Source organism: Desulfurivibrio alkaliphilus AHT 2, from assembly GCF_000092205.1.
Taxonomy (GTDB): domain Bacteria; phylum Desulfobacterota; class Desulfobulbia; order Desulfobulbales; family Desulfurivibrionaceae; genus Desulfurivibrio; species Desulfurivibrio alkaliphilus.
Genome location: NC_014216.1, coordinates 437,050 through 456,288, shown reverse-complemented (window position 1 = coordinate 456,288; position 19,239 = coordinate 437,050). Strand labels below are relative to the sequence as shown.

The following is a 19,239-nucleotide window of genomic DNA, read 5'->3' as shown; positions in this document are numbered from 1 at the left end:
GCCATGATGGACCATCTCTTCCCCTCACCGCTATGCTACCGAGCCGCCGGCCACCGCCTGTTGCTGCTGGCTCTGCTGATCATGCTGCTGCCGGGGCAGGGCTGTCGCCCGGAGGCGCCGCCTCTGCCGCGGTTACCGGAAGCCGTGGAGCGCCACCCCTCGGAAACCGCCAGGCTCAGCTTTTTTCTTACTTTAGCCGACAGCACCGGCCCTTCCGTCAGGGTGGTGATCAGCGAACTGGCCATCCTGGCCGATCAACACTGGGTAACGGTAACCGACCAGACCCTGACTCTGGAATCTGCCCAGATCGCCGCCGGCCAGCTCTTTCTGGGAGCCCGGGCGGCCGTTCCGGGCCGTTACCAGCGGCTGCGTTTCACCGTTGAGCGGGTGGAAAAAAAGGGCCCCGACGGCTCCTACCAGGTACTGGCGGCCGAAACCTTCCCGGTGGAGCAACCGCTGCCCGCCCCGCTGACGCTGGAAAGCAAAGACAGCCGTTCTCTCTTCATCAGCTGGGACGTGGAGGCCACCCTGCAGCAAGAAAATTTTGCCCCGGTATTCACCCTGGCCGAGCAGGTCACACCGCTGCTGGCCGACCTGGCCTACGTGGCCTGCCCCGATATCGACACCATCTTCGTAATCCGCACCGACCGGGGCTGGGTAGCCGATTCCTTCGGACTGCCGGGCAGCCCCAGTCACCTGGCCCTGGACAACGCAACCGACCAGGAGCGATTGTTGGTCCTGGCGCCCGGCGAGATGGCCGTTAAACTGGTGGATCTCTCTTCCCAGCGGGTGATCGACCAGTTTCATCTGCCCCTGACCTCTCCCCCGACCTTCATGACCACCAGTCCCGACGGGCGGTGGGCTTACATTCTGGAGGAACAGAGCGGCTACTTGAGCCGGCTGGACCTGGAAACCGGTCATGTGGCTGCCCGGGTACGGCTTGAACACCAACCCCTCTACGCTGCCTGGTTGCCCGATCAACAGTGGCTGGCGGTGGCCGTCGCCCGTTCGCAGGCGGTGCTGCTGCTTACCCCCCGGGAGTTGAACCCTGTCCGCACCATCCCCACCGGCAACGCCCCCCAGGGGCTGCTGGCGGCCGCCGGCCAGCTCTACATCACCGAAAGGCGGGACCACACCGTTCTGGTTTACGATCTCAACACCAACCAGCCCCTGGCCCGGCTGGAAGCAGGACTGGAACCGCGTCGGCTGCTGGCCACCGACAACCATGTTTACGTCAGCAACCACCGGGACGGCACCATCACCGTCATCGCCCCGGGACTGCCCGGGGTAATACGGGAGATCCGCGGCCTGGGCCGGCCGCTGGAGATGATTTATGACCCCTCCCGGCGCCAGGTGCTGGTGGGCGAAGAAGAGACGGGTGGAGTGGCGGTTATCGATGCCGCCAACCGCCTGCGCGACCGGATAATTTTCGGCGCCCGGCCGGCCGGGATGGTGATGATGCCATGAAAACTTTCGCGATCTTCAACATGCAGCCGCTTCGCACCTGGCCGCGATCGGCCGGGCTAAGGTCCCTGGAAGGCCTGGCGGTGATTTTGCTTGCCCTCGGACTGAGTTTTACCATGGTCGGCCAGGCGGCCGGCAGCCAAGCTGAAAACTGCCTCTCTTGTCACCACAGCAAGAAAGAATGGCAAAACCGTCCCCACATTCACCCTCCGATGAATGAAGGTTGTGGCTCCTGCCATGGAGAACCTCACAGCGACGAGCATCGCCGACAGCTCCGGGGCGAGGGAGCCCGTCAACTTTGCATCGACTGCCACCCGGAGATGGCCGCCAGCGACCCCGACCGGCATGATTCGGTAAGGTTCGTGCATGGAATTATCGGCGGGGCCGGCTGCACCGGCTGCCATGACCCCCACACTTCAGACCATCCTTTCCTGCTCGTCCAGCCCATCAACCGGCTCTGTTTGAGTTGCCACCCGAGGCTGCGGGGAGTCAGCCGGGGGCACCCGATCAGTGGCCATCCAGTGGCCGGGCATGAGGAAGGACGCCGCCCTGGCCGACAGCTAAGCTGCAGCAGTTGCCACGACCCCCACGGTTCACCGTTCCGCCACCTGCTTTTTGAAACTCCTTTGGGAGGTTACTTTTGCCATGAGTGCCATGATGGGCTTGCCCCAAAACAGCAAACCAGCGCCAGATAACCGGGAAGCCGCGGCCGGCCACTGTTCGACCGCAGGCAAGATAACCTTCCGGCGGCTTTTTCAAGCGGCCCTGCTGCTGCCGATCGTTCTGGTCCTGCTGGCCGTGGCCGGGGTTCCGGCTGCCCCAGCCTCGCAACCACGGGGGATCGACAGTATTACCACCATTACCGCCGACCAGGACGGAGCCAATCTCAGGCACCCATCCTCACTATTTTACGACCACCATGCCCAGGAACTCTACCTGATCAACGGCGGTGCCGGCCGGGTAGTGGTCTACGGCGCCGATTTTTTCCCCGTGGCCACCATCGGCCCCGGCCGGGGAGTTGACGCCCCCCGTGGAGTGTTTGTCACCCCGGACGGCATGGTTTATATCGTACAAAGCAACTCCAGGCAAAACCCTTACAACCGGATTACCATTCTCAATGGAGCCTTTTTTGTTGAACGGGAAATCATTCTCAATGAAATTCCCGAAGCGGCCGAGTTTGCCCCCAGCCAGGTGGCGGTAAGCCGCGACGGCCTGATCTACCTTTCCGGCTCCACCAAGCGCGGCGTGCTGGTACTGGACAATGAAGGTAACTTTTTGCGCCGCCTTGAACCAATGGACATGATCAGCGATCAGGAGGCCATCGCCGCCGCCGCGGCCAAAAGAGAAGAGAGCGACCAGTGGCCGGCTTCGGTGGTTCCCATCGCTCCACCAGCCACTGAAATCGACGACCTGGACCAGCCCCGCAGCCGCCGGCCGGAAGAAGCCGCCCAACGGGAAAAGGAATTTGCCAGGCTTACCGAAGAACTTGAAACAGCCCGGGACATCTGGGCGGACATCCCGGAAGAATTCCGCCCCCGCACCGAGGAGGAGCGGGAAGAGGCCAGAGTGCGGCGGGGGCTGGGTCCGCCACGAATCAACCGGGTGGTCATTGACCGGGAGGGCAACCTCTTTTTGGTCAGCGCCGAAACCGGCAGAATTTATGTTTACAGCCCCGAGGAAACCTTCCTTTACGCTTTCGGGGAAAAGGGCGGAACTCCCGGCAAAATGAGCCAGCCCCGCGGGGTGGCTGTCGATGAACGGCGCAACCTTATTTTTGTTAACGACTACATGCGCCACACCATCCTGGCCTATGATTTCAACGGCCGCTTTCGCTTCGAGGCCGGCGGTTACGGCAACGCCCCCGGCTGGTTCAATTTCCCGGCCGATATCGCCATCACCCGCCAGAACCAGTTTGTTATCGCCGATCTGTTCAACCGGCGGGTGCAGGTGTTGGAAATCCGCGATCGGCAAAGCACTGCCGACCAACAGGAAAAAACAGAGCCCCCGGCCGCCGCGATTGTGATCACTGATGAACAAAACCTGCTCACCGACACTCCCGCCCGGCCGGCTTTTGCCGGGGACGAAAGCAAACAAGAGGCAACAAACGGCGGTCAAGGAGAAAGCAGCGATGAAAAGCTTCAGTAAACAACACTGGCAGAGGCGGGGAATGGTGCTGGCCACGATCGGCACTGCCTGCTTGACCTTTGCCGCCGTGGCCGTCGGCGGCTCCTATCGCGACTCGGCCCATGGCAACTCAGACTATGGCGTTAACCGCTCCGCCATTGATCCGGCCCTGGCCAACTATGCCACCGGCAACTGCGCCCATTGCCATGAAAGCCACGCCAGCATAGAGGGCCGGGAACCGGAACCAAGCCACGGGGCAGCGCCGAAGCTGCTCTTTGCAAGGTCATTCAACCGGGAACGCACTGCAAACCCCTACCTGGAAACAGACAACTTCTGCTTTTACTGCCACAATGAAGAGAGCGGGCCCCGGGTGCGCAATGAGGATTACAGCGCCACCTTCGGCGGCGCTTTGAGCGGCAGTGGACCCCAGTCAATTCTTGCCGCCTTCAATCAAACTTCATACCACAACCTCTACGATATCCGGAACTTCCTGCGCGGCACTCCGGGCTTCGGCCATTTTACCGCGCACAGCAACCCCTGCAGCGCCTGCCACAACCCCCACCTGACCAAACGCAACCACGATCCCGGCCTGCCGGGCTTCCCTCTGCTGAGTGCCATAACTCGGCCCAACGAACCCGGGCGCCTGTGGGGCGAAAGCGAAACGATGGCCGACCTCCTGGATCACTACGAAGCTCCGTTCGCTTTTGCCGACAACCGGGAGCCGGCCGGGGTGGGCCAGGAAGATGGCACCAACACCCCGGATTACGTCACTTTCTGCACCACCTGCCATAACCCGGACCATTACCTCTGGAGTACCGCCCATGGCCGTTATCTAAAAAAAATCAACTGGGGAAACAGCGGCCTGAGGCAGGATAAGCACGGCGCACTGGGACGGGACGGGGCCGACCATTTCCGGGAACCATACGCAAGCCCAGCATCCCACCAGAACAATTTCCTGCTTTCCTGCCTGGACTGCCACGAGCCGCACGGCTCCGAAAACATCAGGCTGCTGCGGCGGCGGGTAAACGGGGAAGACCTGGAGATGAACATCAGCGCCCTGGATGAAACCATGAGCCATCTCTGCCGGCGCTGCCACACCGATGATCAGGCCGCCGGGGCCGGCACCGGCGAGGCCAATCGCTGGGAATACGTGCACCACCTGGCCCCCGGGGCCCCTTACGTGCAAAACATGTGCGGCCAATGCCACGATGGCCACGAAGGCGGCGGCAGCGGCAGTATCAAATCCCCCATCGCCTGCGGCCACTGCCATGGCCATGGCATGAACGACAGTTGGGCCGGCGACCTGCAAACCGGCCGCCGAACTTTTTAATTCAGGGAAAGGGATAAGGTTGTTTACTGCAAAGCCTGAACTCTCACAAAAAGATATGAACAGACTGCCCCAAGCAAAAAAACTGCCGCCCCTGCTCCTGGTAATAGTTGTGTTAGTCTTTTTGCCACCGGCCTCGGCGGCCGATCCGGACTTTAAGCAATGCCGTAACTGTCACAACTCCGCCCTGGAAAGAGACACTTTCCGGCTTTATCAGCATCCCGTCTTCAACCGCGGCCAATGCACCAGTTGCCACTCGCCTTCCAGCTTGAAAGAAGTGTTGCCGGCAGCGCCGCAGCAGGCCGCCGCGCCGGAAAACGAAACCGTGCAGTGGCTGGGAGACAGCCTGCTGGCAGATACCAACCACTGGTTCCTGGTGGGGGGCGAAGACTTGAAAAGCAGGCTGGTGGTTGAAACCCGCGGCAATCGCCGTTTACCTGCACGCTGGGAACTACTTGTGCCGCCCCTGGCCGGCATCGATAGCGTTGCCGACCGGGGCCGAGCGCCGGTGATCACCGAGCTCCAGGTGCTGGAAATTCGGCGCGGGCTCTTCCTCACGGCCACCATCGGCTGGCAGACCGACAGCATCAGCGACGCTCGGGTACGCTACGGGAGCACGGAATTGAACCGTACCTCCCCGGCCCACAACCGGCTAGGCCGGCGCCATCAAGTGGTACTGCGCGACCTGCAGCCCAACCAGACCTACCACTTTGCCGCCGTTTCCCGCGATCTTTTCGGGCGCCGGCAGGAATCTGAAACCTTGACCTTCACCACCACCAGCCCCCGCCTCGGCTCACAACCATCAACCAGCCTTTCCCCGGCCGAAACCGACAGCCGGCAGGCGGAGCCGGAGATTATTTATCAACGCCACGGCGATAATTTTTTACTGCAACTGACTTTTGAGCAACCGGCCATGGTGGCGGTGGGCAGCAGCGGCCCACCCCGGCAGGAAACAGCGCTGATAACCGACCAGCAAACCATGGAGCCGGAGGAGAAAGCGGACCACAGCATGCTCAACAGCCAGGCCGACACCACCATTACCGCCTGTATCCAGTGCCACCAAGGGCGTCTGGGCACCGCCACCCACCCGGTTAATGTTTATCCACCACCGGGCATGGTCATACCGCCGACTTACCCCACCCTGCCCGATGGCCGCATAACCTGTATCTCCTGTCATCGCCGGCACGGCTCCAGCAACGCGTATATACTGATCCGATCCGGCCAGCGTGAACTGTGCCTGGGCTGCCACCAGAACATGCGTTAAAGCGCCGGTATAAAAAACTTCAGGCATTTCCTTCTAAGGAGCCGCAAAAAATAACAAGGAGTTAACCATGCCCACCAAAAAACGCAAAAAACTCAACCTGGCCGTCAAGAGGCAGTTCCAGTACTGGTTGCTGACGCGAATCTTCGGGGTGATTGTGCTCAGCGCTACGGTGGCCGTGTTGATTCTTTACTTTTACGCCCGCCAGGAAATTTCTGAATCGTTTTACACCGCCCATATCCAGTTGCGCCGGGTGAGCGACCTGCTGCTGCCGGTGATCTTTGCCGGCGCCCTGATCAGCCTGGTCAGCGGCATGGTGCTGGCCTTTTTTCTGCCCCAGAAAATCGCCGGACCCATTTACCGGATTCAGCAGGGGTTGCACGCCATTCACGGCGGCGACCTGACCACCCAGATCACCCTGCGCCGCAACGACATCCTCACCGATGTAGCCACCCAGGTCAACGAAACCGCCGCCGAGCTCCGGCTGCAGTTGGCGGAAATAAAACAGCATCAGCGACAACTGGAACGGATCATCAACACCCTGGAAAACGAAGAAGCGGCGGCCGCCGCCGCTCGCCAGAAGGCAGTCCTTAACCGGCTGCGCACCTGATTAACGGCCATCGCCTCAACAGCTTTTCGGTACTGCTCACATGAGATTCCCCCCAACCGCCGACAAACCGTCAACCAGCGGCCTCACTCTTTGCAGCCGCCTGGCAATCATGCTGCTCCTGCTGCTTCTGGCCGGAGGATGCGACCAGCGGGAGGAAAAAGTTCCGGCGCCGGAGGTACCCGCCGAAACAGCACTGGAGGCCGAAGTCGCGCTGGAGGAGCAAACCGCACTGGAGACGGAACCGGCCCCTCCCCCCATCCCGGTGGAACCGGTCGAATTCTTGCTGACCTACCAGGCCGGTGAACACGGCGCCATCGAGGGCCGGGCCCGGCAACAGGTGCCCCAGGGCGGCAGCGGCAGTGCAGTGAAGGCGGTTGCCGACCCCGGTTACCACTTTACCGGCTGGAGCGACGGGCTGACCACCGCCGCCCGGCAGGAACAGGAAGTGACCGCGGACCTGACGGTAACCGCCGCCTTTGCCCCCAACCGGTACCCGTTGCAGTATGAAGTTGAGGGGGCGGGAGAGATTGTCGGCGAGAGTCGGCAAGTAGTGGAATACGGCCAAGCCGGCGAGGCAGTGCGGGCCGTGGCCGCCGAAGATCACCATTTTGTGGGCTGGAGCGATGGGGTGACCGCGGCCGGCCGCCAGGATATCGCACGGGGAGAACTCACCGTCCGTGCCGTTTTCGCCCCCAACACCTACCGCATAGGCGGCCGGGTCGACGGCCTGGTCGAGGGCACTGAACTGCGGCTGCAAAACCAGGATGAGCAGCTGATCATCACCACCGGCGGTCCATTTTTTTTCGCCGAACCCCACCCCACCGGCACCCCTTACCAAATCACGATCAGCCGCCAACCTGCTGCCCCCTCCCAGACCTGCACCGTCCGGGAGGGACACGGGGTGATTAACCGGCAGGAGGTAAACGACATCGAGGTAGCGTGCGTCATCGACACTTTTCGGATTGGAGGCCGACTGACCGGCCTACCGCCGGGCCAAAAGATCGTCCTGCACAACAACGAGGCAGACCCGTTGACCCTTGCGGGGGACGGAGATTTTCTCTTTCCCACCCCCCTGGAAGACGGCAGCGCTTACCTGATCAGCCTCCAGGGTCCGGCCCCCGGTGACAACTGGCGCTGCGAGGTGGAAAATGCAAGCGGGGTGCTGGCCGGCCGCGACGTGGGCGAGGTGGAGATAAGCTGCGCCATCATCCCGGTGCTGCAGGCCAGGATTGGCCGGAACAATATTGAACTGACCTGGAACCACGAGGATTTTCCCGGGGCCGCTTTCAACCTCTGCCGGGCCCGGGAAGAAATTCCCGCCGCCGGGGCCGCCGACTGCCGAGCTTTCGCGGCGGGCCTGGCCGAGCCGGCGGTAACTTCGCCACACCGGGCCGAAGCCCTGATCAACGATTTAACATACTGGTTCCAGTTGGCAGTCCGGCCGGTTAACGGCAGGACCGAATATTCGGACCCCATCAGCGCCGCGCCTTTCGGCGGCCTGAATGACACCGGCATCGACTGGTGTGCCGATGAGCGCAACAACCACGGCCGGGAAGGGATAAGGGCGGACCGCGTAGCCGGCTGCGAGCAACTGGCCGCCGGCCATCCCGACCAGGACGGCCATCTCGGCCGTGATGCCGCAGCCCAAGCCCGGCTACTGCCCAAGCGCGGCAGCGGCAGCGGCGGCTTTGATTTTACCCGGGTCTGTGCCAGCGGCGAAAAGGCCGGCGAAGGCCGATGCCCACCCAACCCGGCCCTGGGCGACGGCCCCGACAACTGGGCCTGCGTCCGCGACAATGTCACCGGCCTGCTGTGGGAAGTTAAAAACATCGGCGGCCGGCGGGGGGCCGGCCATACTTACAGCTGGTACCAGCCGGACGGTAACGGCACCCAGGGCTATGTCGGCCTGGCCGACGGCGGCCACTGCACCGGCAGCGACTGCGACACCGCGGCTTACGTCGAGCTGCTCAATGAAACAGGACTGTGCGGCACCCGGCAATGGCGGCTGCCGACCCGCCGGGAACTGCTGTCTATTGTCAATAACAGCCGCCATGACCCGGCCGCCGAAACCACTTTTTTCCCCCACACCCAGGCCGATCATTACTGGACCGCCACCACCTTCGCCGATCAGCCCGGCTCGGCCTGGCAGGTCTATTTCCGTTACGGCGAGAGCTACCCCGCCGCCAAGGAACAGAGCTACCATCTGCGGCTGGTTCAGGGCCGAACGGTAACCTTCGGCGGCGCCCACCCGGAATTTGCCCCGGGCGCGGCCCAGGAATTCACCTACTACGACGACGGGACCGTGCGCCACAACATCACCGGCCTGCAATGGCTGCGCTGCAGCCTCGGACAAACCTGGGACGGCCAGGAATGCACCGGACAGGCCACGGCGCTGACCTGGCAGGAAGCCCTGCAGGCCGCCGCCGCTTTCGAGTTCGCCGGCCATAACGACTGGCGGCTGCCCAACAAGAACGAACTGGAAGCGCTGGTGGCTACCCAGCGCTCCCTGCCGGCCATCAGGCAAGAGGCCTTTCCCGGCACCCCGGCGCAATATTTCTGGACTTCTTCACCTTATGCCGTGCTCGGGCACGCCGCCTGGAGCGTCGATTTCGGCTCCGGCACCGTCAACGCCAGTATCAAAAGCGGCAAACTGCCTTTGCGCCTGGTGCGCGACGACTGGTAAAGACAGGTCCATAAACACTCGCGAAACCACGCCCGGCACTTAACAGACCCGGCAACAACACCATCAGCAATGACCAGGAGCGGATCATTGACCAACTTACGGTTATTCATCCGGAATCATCAGCTAGCTTTGCTGCTTTTGCTCTGTGCCATCGCGGTTTATGGCCTGTCAGTTTATCAGAAAGAAGCCGATTACCGACTTTGGCAGGCGCAGCACGACGAATATTTTGTCGAATCGGTCCCCCCCATGGCGTCCCGGGATGCCTACTACTGGCTGAAAATGGCCCGGGATCTCGACGATGGTCAACTGGGCCGGGGTTTATCCAACCCCACCAGAGGTTATCCCGACCTGCCGGAATATCACGACCCCAACCTGCTGGCCTGGCTGATCAGCAAGGGGGCAAAGCTAACCGGAGGTGACTATTACCGATCGGGCCTGCTGCTCGTTTCAGTCCTGGGCGGACTTTTTATTTTTCCTCTCGTCATCTATTTCAATCGGCTCGATTTCGGACTGGCGGCAATATTCGGGGGTCTGGTGGGTACTTTCAGCCTCGCTTACTACCAGCGCAGCCTGATGGGCTACCTGGACACCGATCTGCTCAATCTGTTTTTTCCGCTGGCGGTGGCCTGTTTCATCATGCCCATGAGCCGCGACCGCTCACTTGCCACCAACCTCGGCCTGGCAGTCGGCGGTGGGATGATGATGTACCTTTACAACTGGTGGTATGAACAACCGGCCCTGATGCTGGTTCACCTGGTCTTCATCCTGTTCTACCTGCTTTTAAGCCGCCTTTCTCTGCGGCAGATTCTGCTGATTACAGCGGTCTTCATCCTGGCCTCCGGCCCCATCTACGCCTTGCACAGCGTCGGATCGCTGCTTAATTTCCTGCAGGCCTATTTTTTACCACCCCCCACCGGCCAGATCGCCTGGCCGGATATTATGGGCGAAATCGCCGAAGCCCAGGTTAAAGACCCCTGGCTGGTGCTAAAACGTATTCACGGCTTTGCACCGGTGATCATCGCAGGGCTGGCGGGCCTGATTTACCTTTATGTTCGGGAGTTCCGGCGGATGGTTCTGGTCACCCCGATGATTCTCATCGGGCTCTGGTCGCTGTTCGGCCCGGTGCGGTTTGCCATGTATCTGGCCCCTTTTATCGGGGTCGGGGCCGGGGTGATGATCGAACTGGCTGCCAGGAAGGCCGGCGAACGGCTGCACCTGCCGCCACCGGCCGTCAACCTGGCGGCAGTGGCACTGATGTTTGGCATTTTCTTTGCCACAGCCGCCCATACCGGCTTTTACCGGCAGCCCACCCCGACGATCCCCCTGGAGACCACGCGCTCTTTGCTGGAAATCAAAAAACTTGTGCCCCGGCACTCGGCAATGCTCACCTGGTGGGATATTGGCTACCCCCTGATGGAAATCGGGAATTTCGCCACTTATCACGACGGCTCACTCCACGGCGGCCTGCGCAGCGCCCTGATCGCCAAGGCCTTGACTTCCTCCAGCCAGGAAGAACTGACGGCCCTGCTCGCCTACCTGGAAGATCATGGCTTTGCAACCCTGGAAGAACTCATTGTGCAGGAAGATATCTCCGCCTCCGCCTTAAAAGAGCTGGTTTTTACTTACCCCGGCGAGTTCCGCGGCGAAAGCGTCCATATCCTTTACACCGACGACATGATCCGCAAATTCGGGTCGATTTCTCTTTTTGGCACCTGGGACTACCACCGGCAAACGGGCGACATTCTCTGGTACGAGCGCTGGAACTGCACTTCCCGGGTCGGCAACATCTACAAATGCGCCGAGGGCATCGCCGACCTGGACCGTGGCGTAATCAGCGACGGCGTCGTCGACGTGCCCTTGGTCGCGGTGCTGTTCATCAACAACGGCCAGGTGCTGAACCGGCGGGACTACCACCCGGACGCCCGCTATTACCTCCAGATCGTGATGCACGACCACCAGATCTACCAGGTCCAGGTGGTGGAAGACCGGCTCTTTGCCAGCAACTTCAACCAGCAGTATTTGCTCGGCAACTACGACCGCCGCTATTTTGAAGAAATATACAACAATTTTCCAACCGCCCGGGTGTTCCGGGTGTTGCCGCAATAGCCAGGCACGACCGGCAAGGCTGTTAAAATTTTATGCTGTTGGTTGTGAGAACCGAATGTCAGGAATGAGCGATGAACGGAATCGGGAAACTAATGGCCGGAGTTGACAACAAGCAGGTCATCAGCCAGTTTGTGCTTTTTTCCTCGGTTGGGATCATCGGCACCTCGGTCCATTTCTTTATCCTTATCGTTCTTGTCCAGTTATTGGCAGTATCCCCTGTTACCGCTTCGATGGCCGGCTTCACCGGCGGCGCCCTGACCAACTATTTTCTCAATTACCATGTAACCTTCAGGTGCAGAAACCCACACCTCGAGGCCTTGCCGAAGTTTCTGTCTGTTTCTCTGGTCGGACTCTGCCTGAACACTCTTATTATGGCCCTGGCCGTAATATGGATGCACTACCTTATCAGCCAGGTATTGGCCACAGCTTGCGTTCTAGTGTGGAATTTTTTTTGCAACCGCCATTGGACATTCAGAAAAAGCGTCGTCGAACCATAACAGTCTGTTGCAAAATGGGCTTTAACGGTCAAGGATGAGCCGCTGAAATGCTCGGGACCGCTGATGACGAATTTCGTGATATTGGTCAAAGCCATCCTGGCACCAACCGATAGTTATTAAAAAACACAGATGGCTTTCAAAACGGGATGTTAAGGGGAGTTATGGAAGACCAGACATTCACGCTTACTGTGGTGGTTCCGGTTTACAATGAAGCGGAGGTTCTGCCAACACTACAGCACCGCCTCATCACCGTCCTCGATGGCTTGTTGAAAGCTGCGTGGGAGATCATTTACGTCAACGATGGCAGCACCGACAATTCGCTGGAAATTATCAGCAATTTCAATGACCCTCGGGTGGCGATTATTGACCTGAGCCGAAATTTTGGCAAAGAGATCGCTATGTCAGCCGGGCTGGACCATGCCCATGGCGACGCGGTGGTCGTAATAGACGCCGACTTGCAGGACCCTCCGGAATTGATTCCGGAACTGATCCAAAAATGGCAGGATGGCTACGATGTAGTGTTTGCTCAACGAATTGCCCGAGATGGCGAAACGTGGCTAAAAAAAACAACGGCGAGGCTTTTCTACCGTGCCATACACACCCTCAGCCGAGTGAAGATTCCCGAGAACACCGGCGATTTCCGCCTTCTCAGCCGGCGGGCCGTCGAAGCACTGCGGCTGCTGCGAGAGCGGCATCGCTTTATGAAGGGGCTCTTCGCCTGGGTTGGATTCACTCAAGTGGCGGTCCCCTATCAGCGCGAACCCCGTTTCGCCGGCAAAAGTAAGTGGAGCTACTGGCGCCTATGGAACTTCGCCCTCGAGGGATTCACATCTTTTTCCATCGCCCCCCTTAAACTTGCCACCTATGTCGGCCTGCTGACCGCTTTTGGCGCCTTCATCGGCGCCATACTGGTATTTTACAAAACTCTGATCTTCGGTGACCCCGTCCGCGGCTATCCCTCGCTGATGGTCGTAATCCTCTTCCTGGGGGGAGTCCAATTAATGGCCCTGGGCATGATTGGCGAATACCTCGGAAGATTATTCAACGAAGCCAAACAGCGCCCCCTTTACCTGATCAACCGCCTCACACCTTCAATATTGCAGGGAAAGGCTGAAGAGCCTGGACCGGGAACACTTGCGAAACCTCGAAACGCTGCATTCAGCAACAATGGCGACAACTAGGAGTTAAGCCCAATGATCACAAACAAATTGCTGCGCACCGGTGCACTAATCGCCATTGCACTGATCACCTTTACGGTGTTTTTCGCCGACGGCTATCTGCAATGGGTTAATTCCGACACCGCCGGAGAGGCATACGGCCTGTCCCAGGATAGGGTTATAGTCAAATCTGGTGTATGGGATAACTGAGGAAAATGGCGTATCATCCAGGTTGATTGATCACCACGACGATCACAGCCAACACAGGAGGATACGCCATGACCAAGTCTACCCCAACCGCTCTTTCACAACAAGGAAACAATGTCGCCGACCCGCTTACCGACCTTTTGCGCGATGGTGCCAGGATGCTGATTGCCCAGGCCGTAGAAGCTGAATTACAGGCCTTCATGGCCCAATACTCCAGCCGCTTGGAAGATGGCCGCAGGACAGTGGTCCGAAACGGCTATCTTCCCGGTCGCACGATCCAGACCGGAATCGGCGATGTCGAGGTCAAAGTTCCCAAGGTGCGAGATCGTAGCGGCCAAGGCCTCAAGTTCAACAGCAGTTTGTTGCCGCCTTATCTGAAGCGGGCGCGCAGTGTCGATGAGTTGCTGCCCTGGCTTTACCTGCGAGGAATTTCCACCGGCGATTACCAGGAGGCCCTGGCCGCACTCCTCGGGGAACAGGCCAAGGGGTTGTCGGCCAACACCATCTCCCGCTTGAAAGCCAAATGGCTGGCCGAGCACACCAAATGGCGGCAACGTGACCTGAACGGAAAACGCTACGTTTACTGGTGGGTGGATGGCATCTACAGCAACGTCCGCATGGATGACAAGCTTTGCCTGCTGGTGATCATTGGAGTTACCGACCAGGGGCACAAGGAACTGATAGCGGTGGAGGATGGCTACCGGGAGTCAAGCGACAGCTGGTATGAACTTCTCGCCGGGCTGCGGGCTCGGGGCCTGACCACAGGCCCCGAGTTGGCGGTTGGCGATGGTTCCTTGGGGTTCTGGAACGCCTTGGGCAGGGTCTATCCGAAGACCCGCCACCAACGCTGCTGGGTTCACAAAACGGCCAACGTGCTGAACAAGATGCCCAAAAAGCTTCAGCTCAAGGCCAAGGCTGATTTGCATGATATCTGGATGGCTGAGACCAAGGAAGATGCCAGCCAGGCTTTTGATCGTATGCTGGCCCGTTTCGAAGACAAATACCCCAAGGCCATGGAGTGCCTGGCCAAGGACCGGGACGAGTTGCTGGCTTTTTACGATTTTCCAGCCGAACACTGGGTGCATATCAGGACCACCAACCCCATCGAGTCGGCCTTTGCCACTGTGCGCCTGCGCAGCAAGAGATCACGGAACTGCGGTTCCAGGGACACCACCCTGACCATGGTCTTTAAGCTGCTGCAAAGCGCTGAAAAAAGATGGAAAAAGATCAAGGGATTTCGCCGGCTGGCTGAGGTCGTCACCGGCATACAATTCAAAAACGGAATCAAGGTGTCAGATCAACCTATGCGGATGGCCGCCTGAGGACTCCGTACACCAGATTTGACAATAACTCTGGCTTCTTGCCGGCAACCTGCTTTTTATCGTGATAATAGGCCTGCCCAACATTCCTTATCGTTTCGGGGGCCATAACCTAGGACGGGACACCGTTCTGATTGCCGCCTGGAGCATGTCTTTATGGTTTGGGGCGGTGATTTTATCCTGCTGGCGAGACCGGAAGTTGATCTGGCTAGCCCCGGTGGTATCCTTTATTCTGATAACCAATGCCCTGAGCTTCTTTTCTTTTCCCTACTATGGCTATCGAGCCGACCAGAAAATAATCCTCGAGAAAATCCATGACTGGAATCGCAGCGAGCCGGTTGAGGTCGCCTTGGTGCTTTCCTGGCGAGGCCTGGCTTTTTCACAGAATACTTGTATCGACCATACGATCCCCATGCTGAAAATGGTCGGCATTATTTCGCCCCAACGAGAGGTGATCGTAGTCCAATAATCCAACATCCGGTCAGCATAGTTAAAGGTATAAATTGCCAAAATGAGATACCCCCGACCATTATTAAAACAGGTAACAGGCGCAAAACTTTTGCCCGAATGACTCTTCCCTCCAACTTTTTCTTTCCGATTGCCTTTTTTTCACGATCGTGCTCTTTGTATCATAAAGGAAACTACGTATCCAAAAAGGAAGCAAAAATGGAAATAATAAGACGTTTTTTCCAGAGTCCGAACGGCAGTTTTTTTCTTTTCGGGCCGCGAGGAACCGGCAAATCCACTTGGCTGCAAACCATATTGCCCGGCGCCATCAGGGTTGACCTGCTGGATCCGGAGACACAACGGCTTTACCAGGCCCGCCCGGAGCGGCTCCGCGAGCTGGTGGCCGGTCGGCCGAAAGCAAGAGAGGTGGTGATCGACGAAGTCCAGAAGGTGCCCACCTTGCTGGATGTTGTCCATCAACTGGTGGAATCAGACCGGAGGCTGCGCTTTGTGCTCACCGGCTCCAGCGCTCGCAAGCTGCGGCGGGGTGGATACAACCTGTTGGCAGGGCGGCTGGTCGAAGCCGGTATGCATCCGTTCATGGCGGCGGAACTGGAGGATTCCTTCAATTTATCCAAAGCATTGGAGATCGGCCTGGTGCCCCTTGTTTGGAGCTCCCCGGATTCAGCCGCCACATTGCGTGCTTACGCTTCGCTGTACCTGCGGGAAGAGGTGCAGGCCGAAGCGCTGGTCCGCGACATCGGTGCCTTTTCTCGCTTCCTTGAGGCCATCAGTTTTTCCCATGGCAACCAGCTCAATCTGGCTGAAGTGGCGCGGGAGTGCCAAGTGGGCCGCAAAACAGCGGAGGGCTACCTGGTCATTCTTGAAGATCTGCTATTGGCTTTTCGGGTGCCGGTTTTCACTCGTCGCGCCAAGCGTCATCTTGTGGCACACTCTAAATTTTATTATTTCGACGCCGGCGTGTTCCGTTCCCTACGACCCACGGGCCCTCTGGATCGACCCTCAGAAATCGCGGGTCCGGCGCTGGAAGGACTTGTGGCACAGCACCTGAGAGCCTGGATCGCCTACCGGCAATCAGATGCCCGCCTTTATTACTGGCGCACCAAGTCGGGCAATGAAGTGGATTTTGTCCTTTACGGCCAAGATGTTTTCACGGCCATCGAGGTCAAACATGCTGCCCATGTGCACGGTAAAGATCTGCGCGGCCTGCAGGCCTTTCGGGAGGATTACCCGGAAGCTTCCGTACTTTTGCTCCACCTCGGCCAAGAGAGGCTGGAAATAAAGGGAATCCCGTGCCTTCCCTGCGAGGAATTTTTAAAAGGCATGCACCCGGATCGGCCTCTTTTGGTCTGAGGCTTATGGAAAATCAACTGCAAAAAGGCGGGCATGAATAAATTCTGGACCAGATTTCTACCAACCTTTATCAAGAGGCAAGTTGAGGGCCGGGCCTACCTGCAGAACGTGGTCGGCAATACCGGGTGGCAGTTTGGCGACCATCTGGTGCGGATGACGGTCGGACTGGTGGTGGGAATCTGGCTGGCCCGCTACCTGGGGCCGGAGCAGTTCGGCCTCTTCAGCTATGCTTTGGCCCTGGTGGGTCTTTTTGCGGCCCTGGGCTCGCTGGGGCTGGATGATATCATGGTGCGCGAAATCGTCCGCCGACCGGAGGCCAGAAACGAGATCCTCGGCACCTCTCTGCTGCTGCGCCTGTTCGGCGGAGCAGTCAGCCTGCTGGCGGCGCTGGGCACCGTAATGGTGCTGCGCCCGGATGACGATCTCAGCCATTGGCTGGTGGGAATCATCGCCGCCGGGGCCCTTTTTCAAGCCTTCCATGTTATCGAGTTCTGGTTCCACTCTCAGGTCCAGGCCAAATATGCGGTGCTGGCCAGAAACAGCGCCTTTCTGTTCTGTTCTCTGCTCAAAATCGGCCTGATTGTGGCCGGCGCCCAGTTAATTTACTTTGCCTGGGTGGCGCTGCTCGAGGTCATGCTCGGGGCCGCAGGCCTGATTATTGCATATACACTGAAAAGCGGCAGCTTGCGCCAATGGCAGGCAAGGCTGAAAAAAGCGAAAAAACTGCTGTATGACAGTTGGCCGTTAATGCTTGCCGGCCTGGTGGTAATGGTATATTTACGAATCGACCAGGTAATGCTTGGGGAAATGGCCGGGCACCAGGAGGTGGGCATTTACTCGGTGGCGGTACGAATGGCCGAGGTCTGGCTGTTTATCCCCACCGCGCTCTATTGGTCGGTTTTTCCCGCCATTGTGGAAGCCCGCGCCACCAGCGAGGAACTTTTTTACGAACGGCTGCAGAAATTTTATAATCTGACCGCCCTGACCATGTACGCGGTGGCCGTGCCGGTGGCCCTGCTGGCCCACTGGCTGGTGCCGCTGCTATTTGGCGCCGATTACGCCTCGGGCGGCCTGTTGCTGGCGGTCCTGATCTGGGCCAATGTCTTCGCCGGCCTGGAAATGGCCCGCAGTTCCTTTTTGACGGTGATGAACTGGACCCGGATCTATCTGGTGACCGTCACCTTGGGGTGCCTGCTCAATGTCGGCCTCAACTACTGGCTGATACCCATCTATGGCGGGATGGGGGCGGTAATTGCCTCGCTGGCTGCTTACTGGTTCGCGGCCCACGGCTCCTGTTTTCTGTTCAAGCCGCTGCACCGGACCGGCGGCATGCTGACCCGAGCGCTGTTTTACCCGAAGATCTGGTAAGGATTTAGCACCACCGCATCTTCGGACAATCAGGGTGAACTTGATCTTAAGAGGATCTACCATGGCTTGCAGGCTTTGCGGCAGCACCAACCTGGCAAAATTTCTCGACCTGGGCTTTACCCCTCCGGCAGACGGCTTCCTGCGTCGCGAACAACTACAGGAGCCGGAAACCTGGTACCCGCTGGAAGTCATGCTCTGCCGGGCCTGCGGCTTTATCCAGCTCAGCTACGTGGTCTCGCCGGAGGTCCTCTACCGGCACGACTATCCTTATGAATCCTCTACTACCCGCGCGGGCCGGCTCCACTGGGAAGAATTCGCCACCACCGCCTCCCGGCGGCTGGGCCTGAACCCCGACGACCTGGTAGTCGATATCGGCAGTAATGTCGGGATTTTGCTGGAAGCTTTCCGCAATCACGGCACCAGGATTTTGGGAGTCGACCCGGCCAGCAACATCGTCCGCATCGCCGAGAAACGGGGAATCGAAACCCTCAATGAATTTTTCGGCCATGAAGTGGCCCGGGAGATCGTGGCCGCCAAGGGCCATGCCGCGGTGGTCACCGCCACCAACGTTTTTGCCCATGTCAACGATCTGCGCAGCTTCATGCACGCAATCAATTTTCTTCTGCACCAGCAGGGGGTGTTCATCTTTGAGGCACCCTATTTCGTCAATCTGCTCAACCACCTGGAATACGACACCATTTACCACGAGCATCTCTCCTATCTCTCACTCAAACCCCTGGTAAATTTCTTTGGGGAATTCGGCATGGAGATTTTCGATGTCGAGGAGCGTGACATCCATGGCGGCTCCTTCCGGGTTTACATTGGACGTCGGGGTCAGCACCCCGTGGCGCCGGTGGTGGGAAAGATGATCCAAGCGGAGGAGGACCAAGGCATCTACGATCTTGCGGTTCTTAACCGCTTTGCCGCAGCGGTGGCGGACAACCGGCGGGAGTTGCGCTTGCTGCTGCACCAGCTCAAGCACCAGGGCAAGCGGTTGGCTGCGGTCAGCGCCCCGGCCAAAGGAATGACCTTGCTCAACTACTGCCGGATCGGCACGGAAACCCTGGATTTCGTTACCGAAAAATCGACCCTTAAAATCGGCCGCTTCACTCCCGGCACCCATATCCCGGTTCAAGCCGACGCCGCCCTGCTGGAGCAGATGCCGGACTATGCCCTGCTGCTGGCCTGGAACTTCGCTGCCGAGATTATGGACAACCTGGCGGAGTACCGGGAAAGAGGAGGAAAATTCATCATCCCGATCCCGACCCCGACCATTGTTTGACCCCAATGGATCA

16 protein-coding genes are annotated in these 19,239 nt (G+C 59.1%); all 16 read left to right on the top strand.

The genetic code is table 11. The annotated features are described in order from the left end of the window. Positions 1 to 3 precede the first annotated feature (3 nt). The 16 genes from DAAHT2_RS02000 to DAAHT2_RS01930 all read left to right on the top strand — a co-directional run bounded on the left by DAAHT2_RS02000 (position 4) and on the right by DAAHT2_RS01930 (position 19,226). On the top strand, positions 4 to 1,467 hold the full coding sequence (locus DAAHT2_RS02000) for a YncE family protein (RefSeq protein WP_013162630.1): 1,464 nt from the start codon (positions 4 to 6) through the stop codon (positions 1,465 to 1,467). Further along, positions 1,464 to 2,159, top strand: a complete 696-nt coding sequence (locus tag DAAHT2_RS14180) for a cytochrome c3 family protein (RefSeq protein ID WP_013162629.1) — start codon at positions 1,464 to 1,466, stop codon at positions 2,157 to 2,159. The genes DAAHT2_RS02000 and DAAHT2_RS14180 overlap by 4 nt, the downstream gene beginning before the upstream one ends. Beyond that, a complete protein-coding gene (locus DAAHT2_RS14570) occupies positions 2,110 to 3,609 on the top strand; it encodes an NHL repeat-containing protein (protein WP_013162628.1) in 1,500 nt (499 codons plus the stop codon). Before DAAHT2_RS14180 ends, DAAHT2_RS14570 begins: the two co-directional genes overlap by 50 nt. Further along, positions 3,593 to 4,918 (top strand): cytochrome c3 family protein, encoded by a 1,326-nt coding sequence (locus DAAHT2_RS01985; RefSeq protein ID WP_013162627.1) that lies wholly within the window; start codon positions 3,593 to 3,595, stop codon positions 4,916 to 4,918. Before DAAHT2_RS14570 ends, DAAHT2_RS01985 begins: the two co-directional genes overlap by 17 nt. A 109-nt stretch (positions 4,919 to 5,027) precedes the next feature. After that, positions 5,028 to 6,179, top strand: a complete 1,152-nt coding sequence (locus DAAHT2_RS01980) for a cytochrome c3 family protein (RefSeq protein ID WP_157861386.1) — start codon at positions 5,028 to 5,030, stop codon at positions 6,177 to 6,179. Positions 6,180 to 6,246: 67 nt separating this feature from the next. Continuing rightward, positions 6,247 to 6,786 carry a methyl-accepting chemotaxis protein gene (locus tag DAAHT2_RS01975; protein ID WP_013162625.1) on the top strand — a complete coding sequence of 180 codons (540 nt, stop codon included), beginning with the start codon at positions 6,247 to 6,249 and terminating at the stop codon, positions 6,784 to 6,786. A gap of 40 nt (positions 6,787 to 6,826) precedes the next feature. Further along, positions 6,827 to 9,469, top strand: a complete 2,643-nt coding sequence (locus DAAHT2_RS01970) for a DUF1566 domain-containing protein (protein ID WP_083774355.1) — start codon at positions 6,827 to 6,829, stop codon at positions 9,467 to 9,469. 87 nt (positions 9,470 to 9,556) lie between these two features. After that, positions 9,557 to 11,575, top strand: coding sequence for an STT3 domain-containing protein (locus DAAHT2_RS01965; RefSeq protein ID WP_013162623.1), 2,019 nt, complete (start codon positions 9,557 to 9,559; stop codon positions 11,573 to 11,575). Between the two features lie 71 nt (positions 11,576 to 11,646). Continuing rightward, on the top strand, positions 11,647 to 12,072 hold the full coding sequence (locus DAAHT2_RS01960) for a GtrA family protein (RefSeq protein WP_013162622.1): 426 nt from the start codon (positions 11,647 to 11,649) through the stop codon (positions 12,070 to 12,072). A gap of 161 nt (positions 12,073 to 12,233) precedes the next feature. Next, positions 12,234 to 13,253, top strand: a complete 1,020-nt coding sequence (locus DAAHT2_RS01955; RefSeq protein ID WP_013162621.1) for a glycosyltransferase family 2 protein — start codon at positions 12,234 to 12,236, stop codon at positions 13,251 to 13,253. 12 nt (positions 13,254 to 13,265) lie between these two features. Beyond that, positions 13,266 to 13,439: a hypothetical protein gene (locus tag DAAHT2_RS14565; protein WP_013162620.1), complete on the top strand. Its 174-nt coding sequence runs from the start codon at positions 13,266 to 13,268 to the stop codon at positions 13,437 to 13,439. A 68-nt stretch (positions 13,440 to 13,507) separates the two neighbouring features. Beyond that, entirely contained in the window at positions 13,508 to 14,758 is a 1,251-nt protein-coding gene (locus DAAHT2_RS01950; protein ID WP_013162619.1) for an IS256 family transposase, read from the top strand. Positions 14,759 to 14,903: 145 nt separating this feature from the next. Further along, positions 14,904 to 15,224 carry a hypothetical protein gene (locus tag DAAHT2_RS01945; RefSeq protein ID WP_157861385.1) on the top strand — a complete coding sequence of 107 codons (321 nt, stop codon included), beginning with the start codon at positions 14,904 to 14,906 and terminating at the stop codon, positions 15,222 to 15,224. Positions 15,225 to 15,421: 197 nt separating this feature from the next. Next, the gene (locus DAAHT2_RS01940) at positions 15,422 to 16,576 is read left to right on the top strand and encodes an ATP-binding protein (RefSeq protein WP_013162617.1); all 1,155 of its coding nucleotides are present in this window, start codon (positions 15,422 to 15,424) and stop codon (positions 16,574 to 16,576) included. Positions 16,577 to 16,609: 33 nt separating this feature from the next. Continuing rightward, positions 16,610 to 17,944 carry a flippase gene (locus tag DAAHT2_RS01935; RefSeq protein WP_013162616.1) on the top strand — a complete coding sequence of 445 codons (1,335 nt, stop codon included), beginning with the start codon at positions 16,610 to 16,612 and terminating at the stop codon, positions 17,942 to 17,944. A gap of 61 nt (positions 17,945 to 18,005) precedes the next feature. Beyond that, positions 18,006 to 19,226, top strand: a complete 1,221-nt coding sequence (locus DAAHT2_RS01930) for a class I SAM-dependent methyltransferase (RefSeq protein WP_013162615.1) — start codon at positions 18,006 to 18,008, stop codon at positions 19,224 to 19,226. Positions 19,227 to 19,239: the final 13 nt, after the last annotated feature.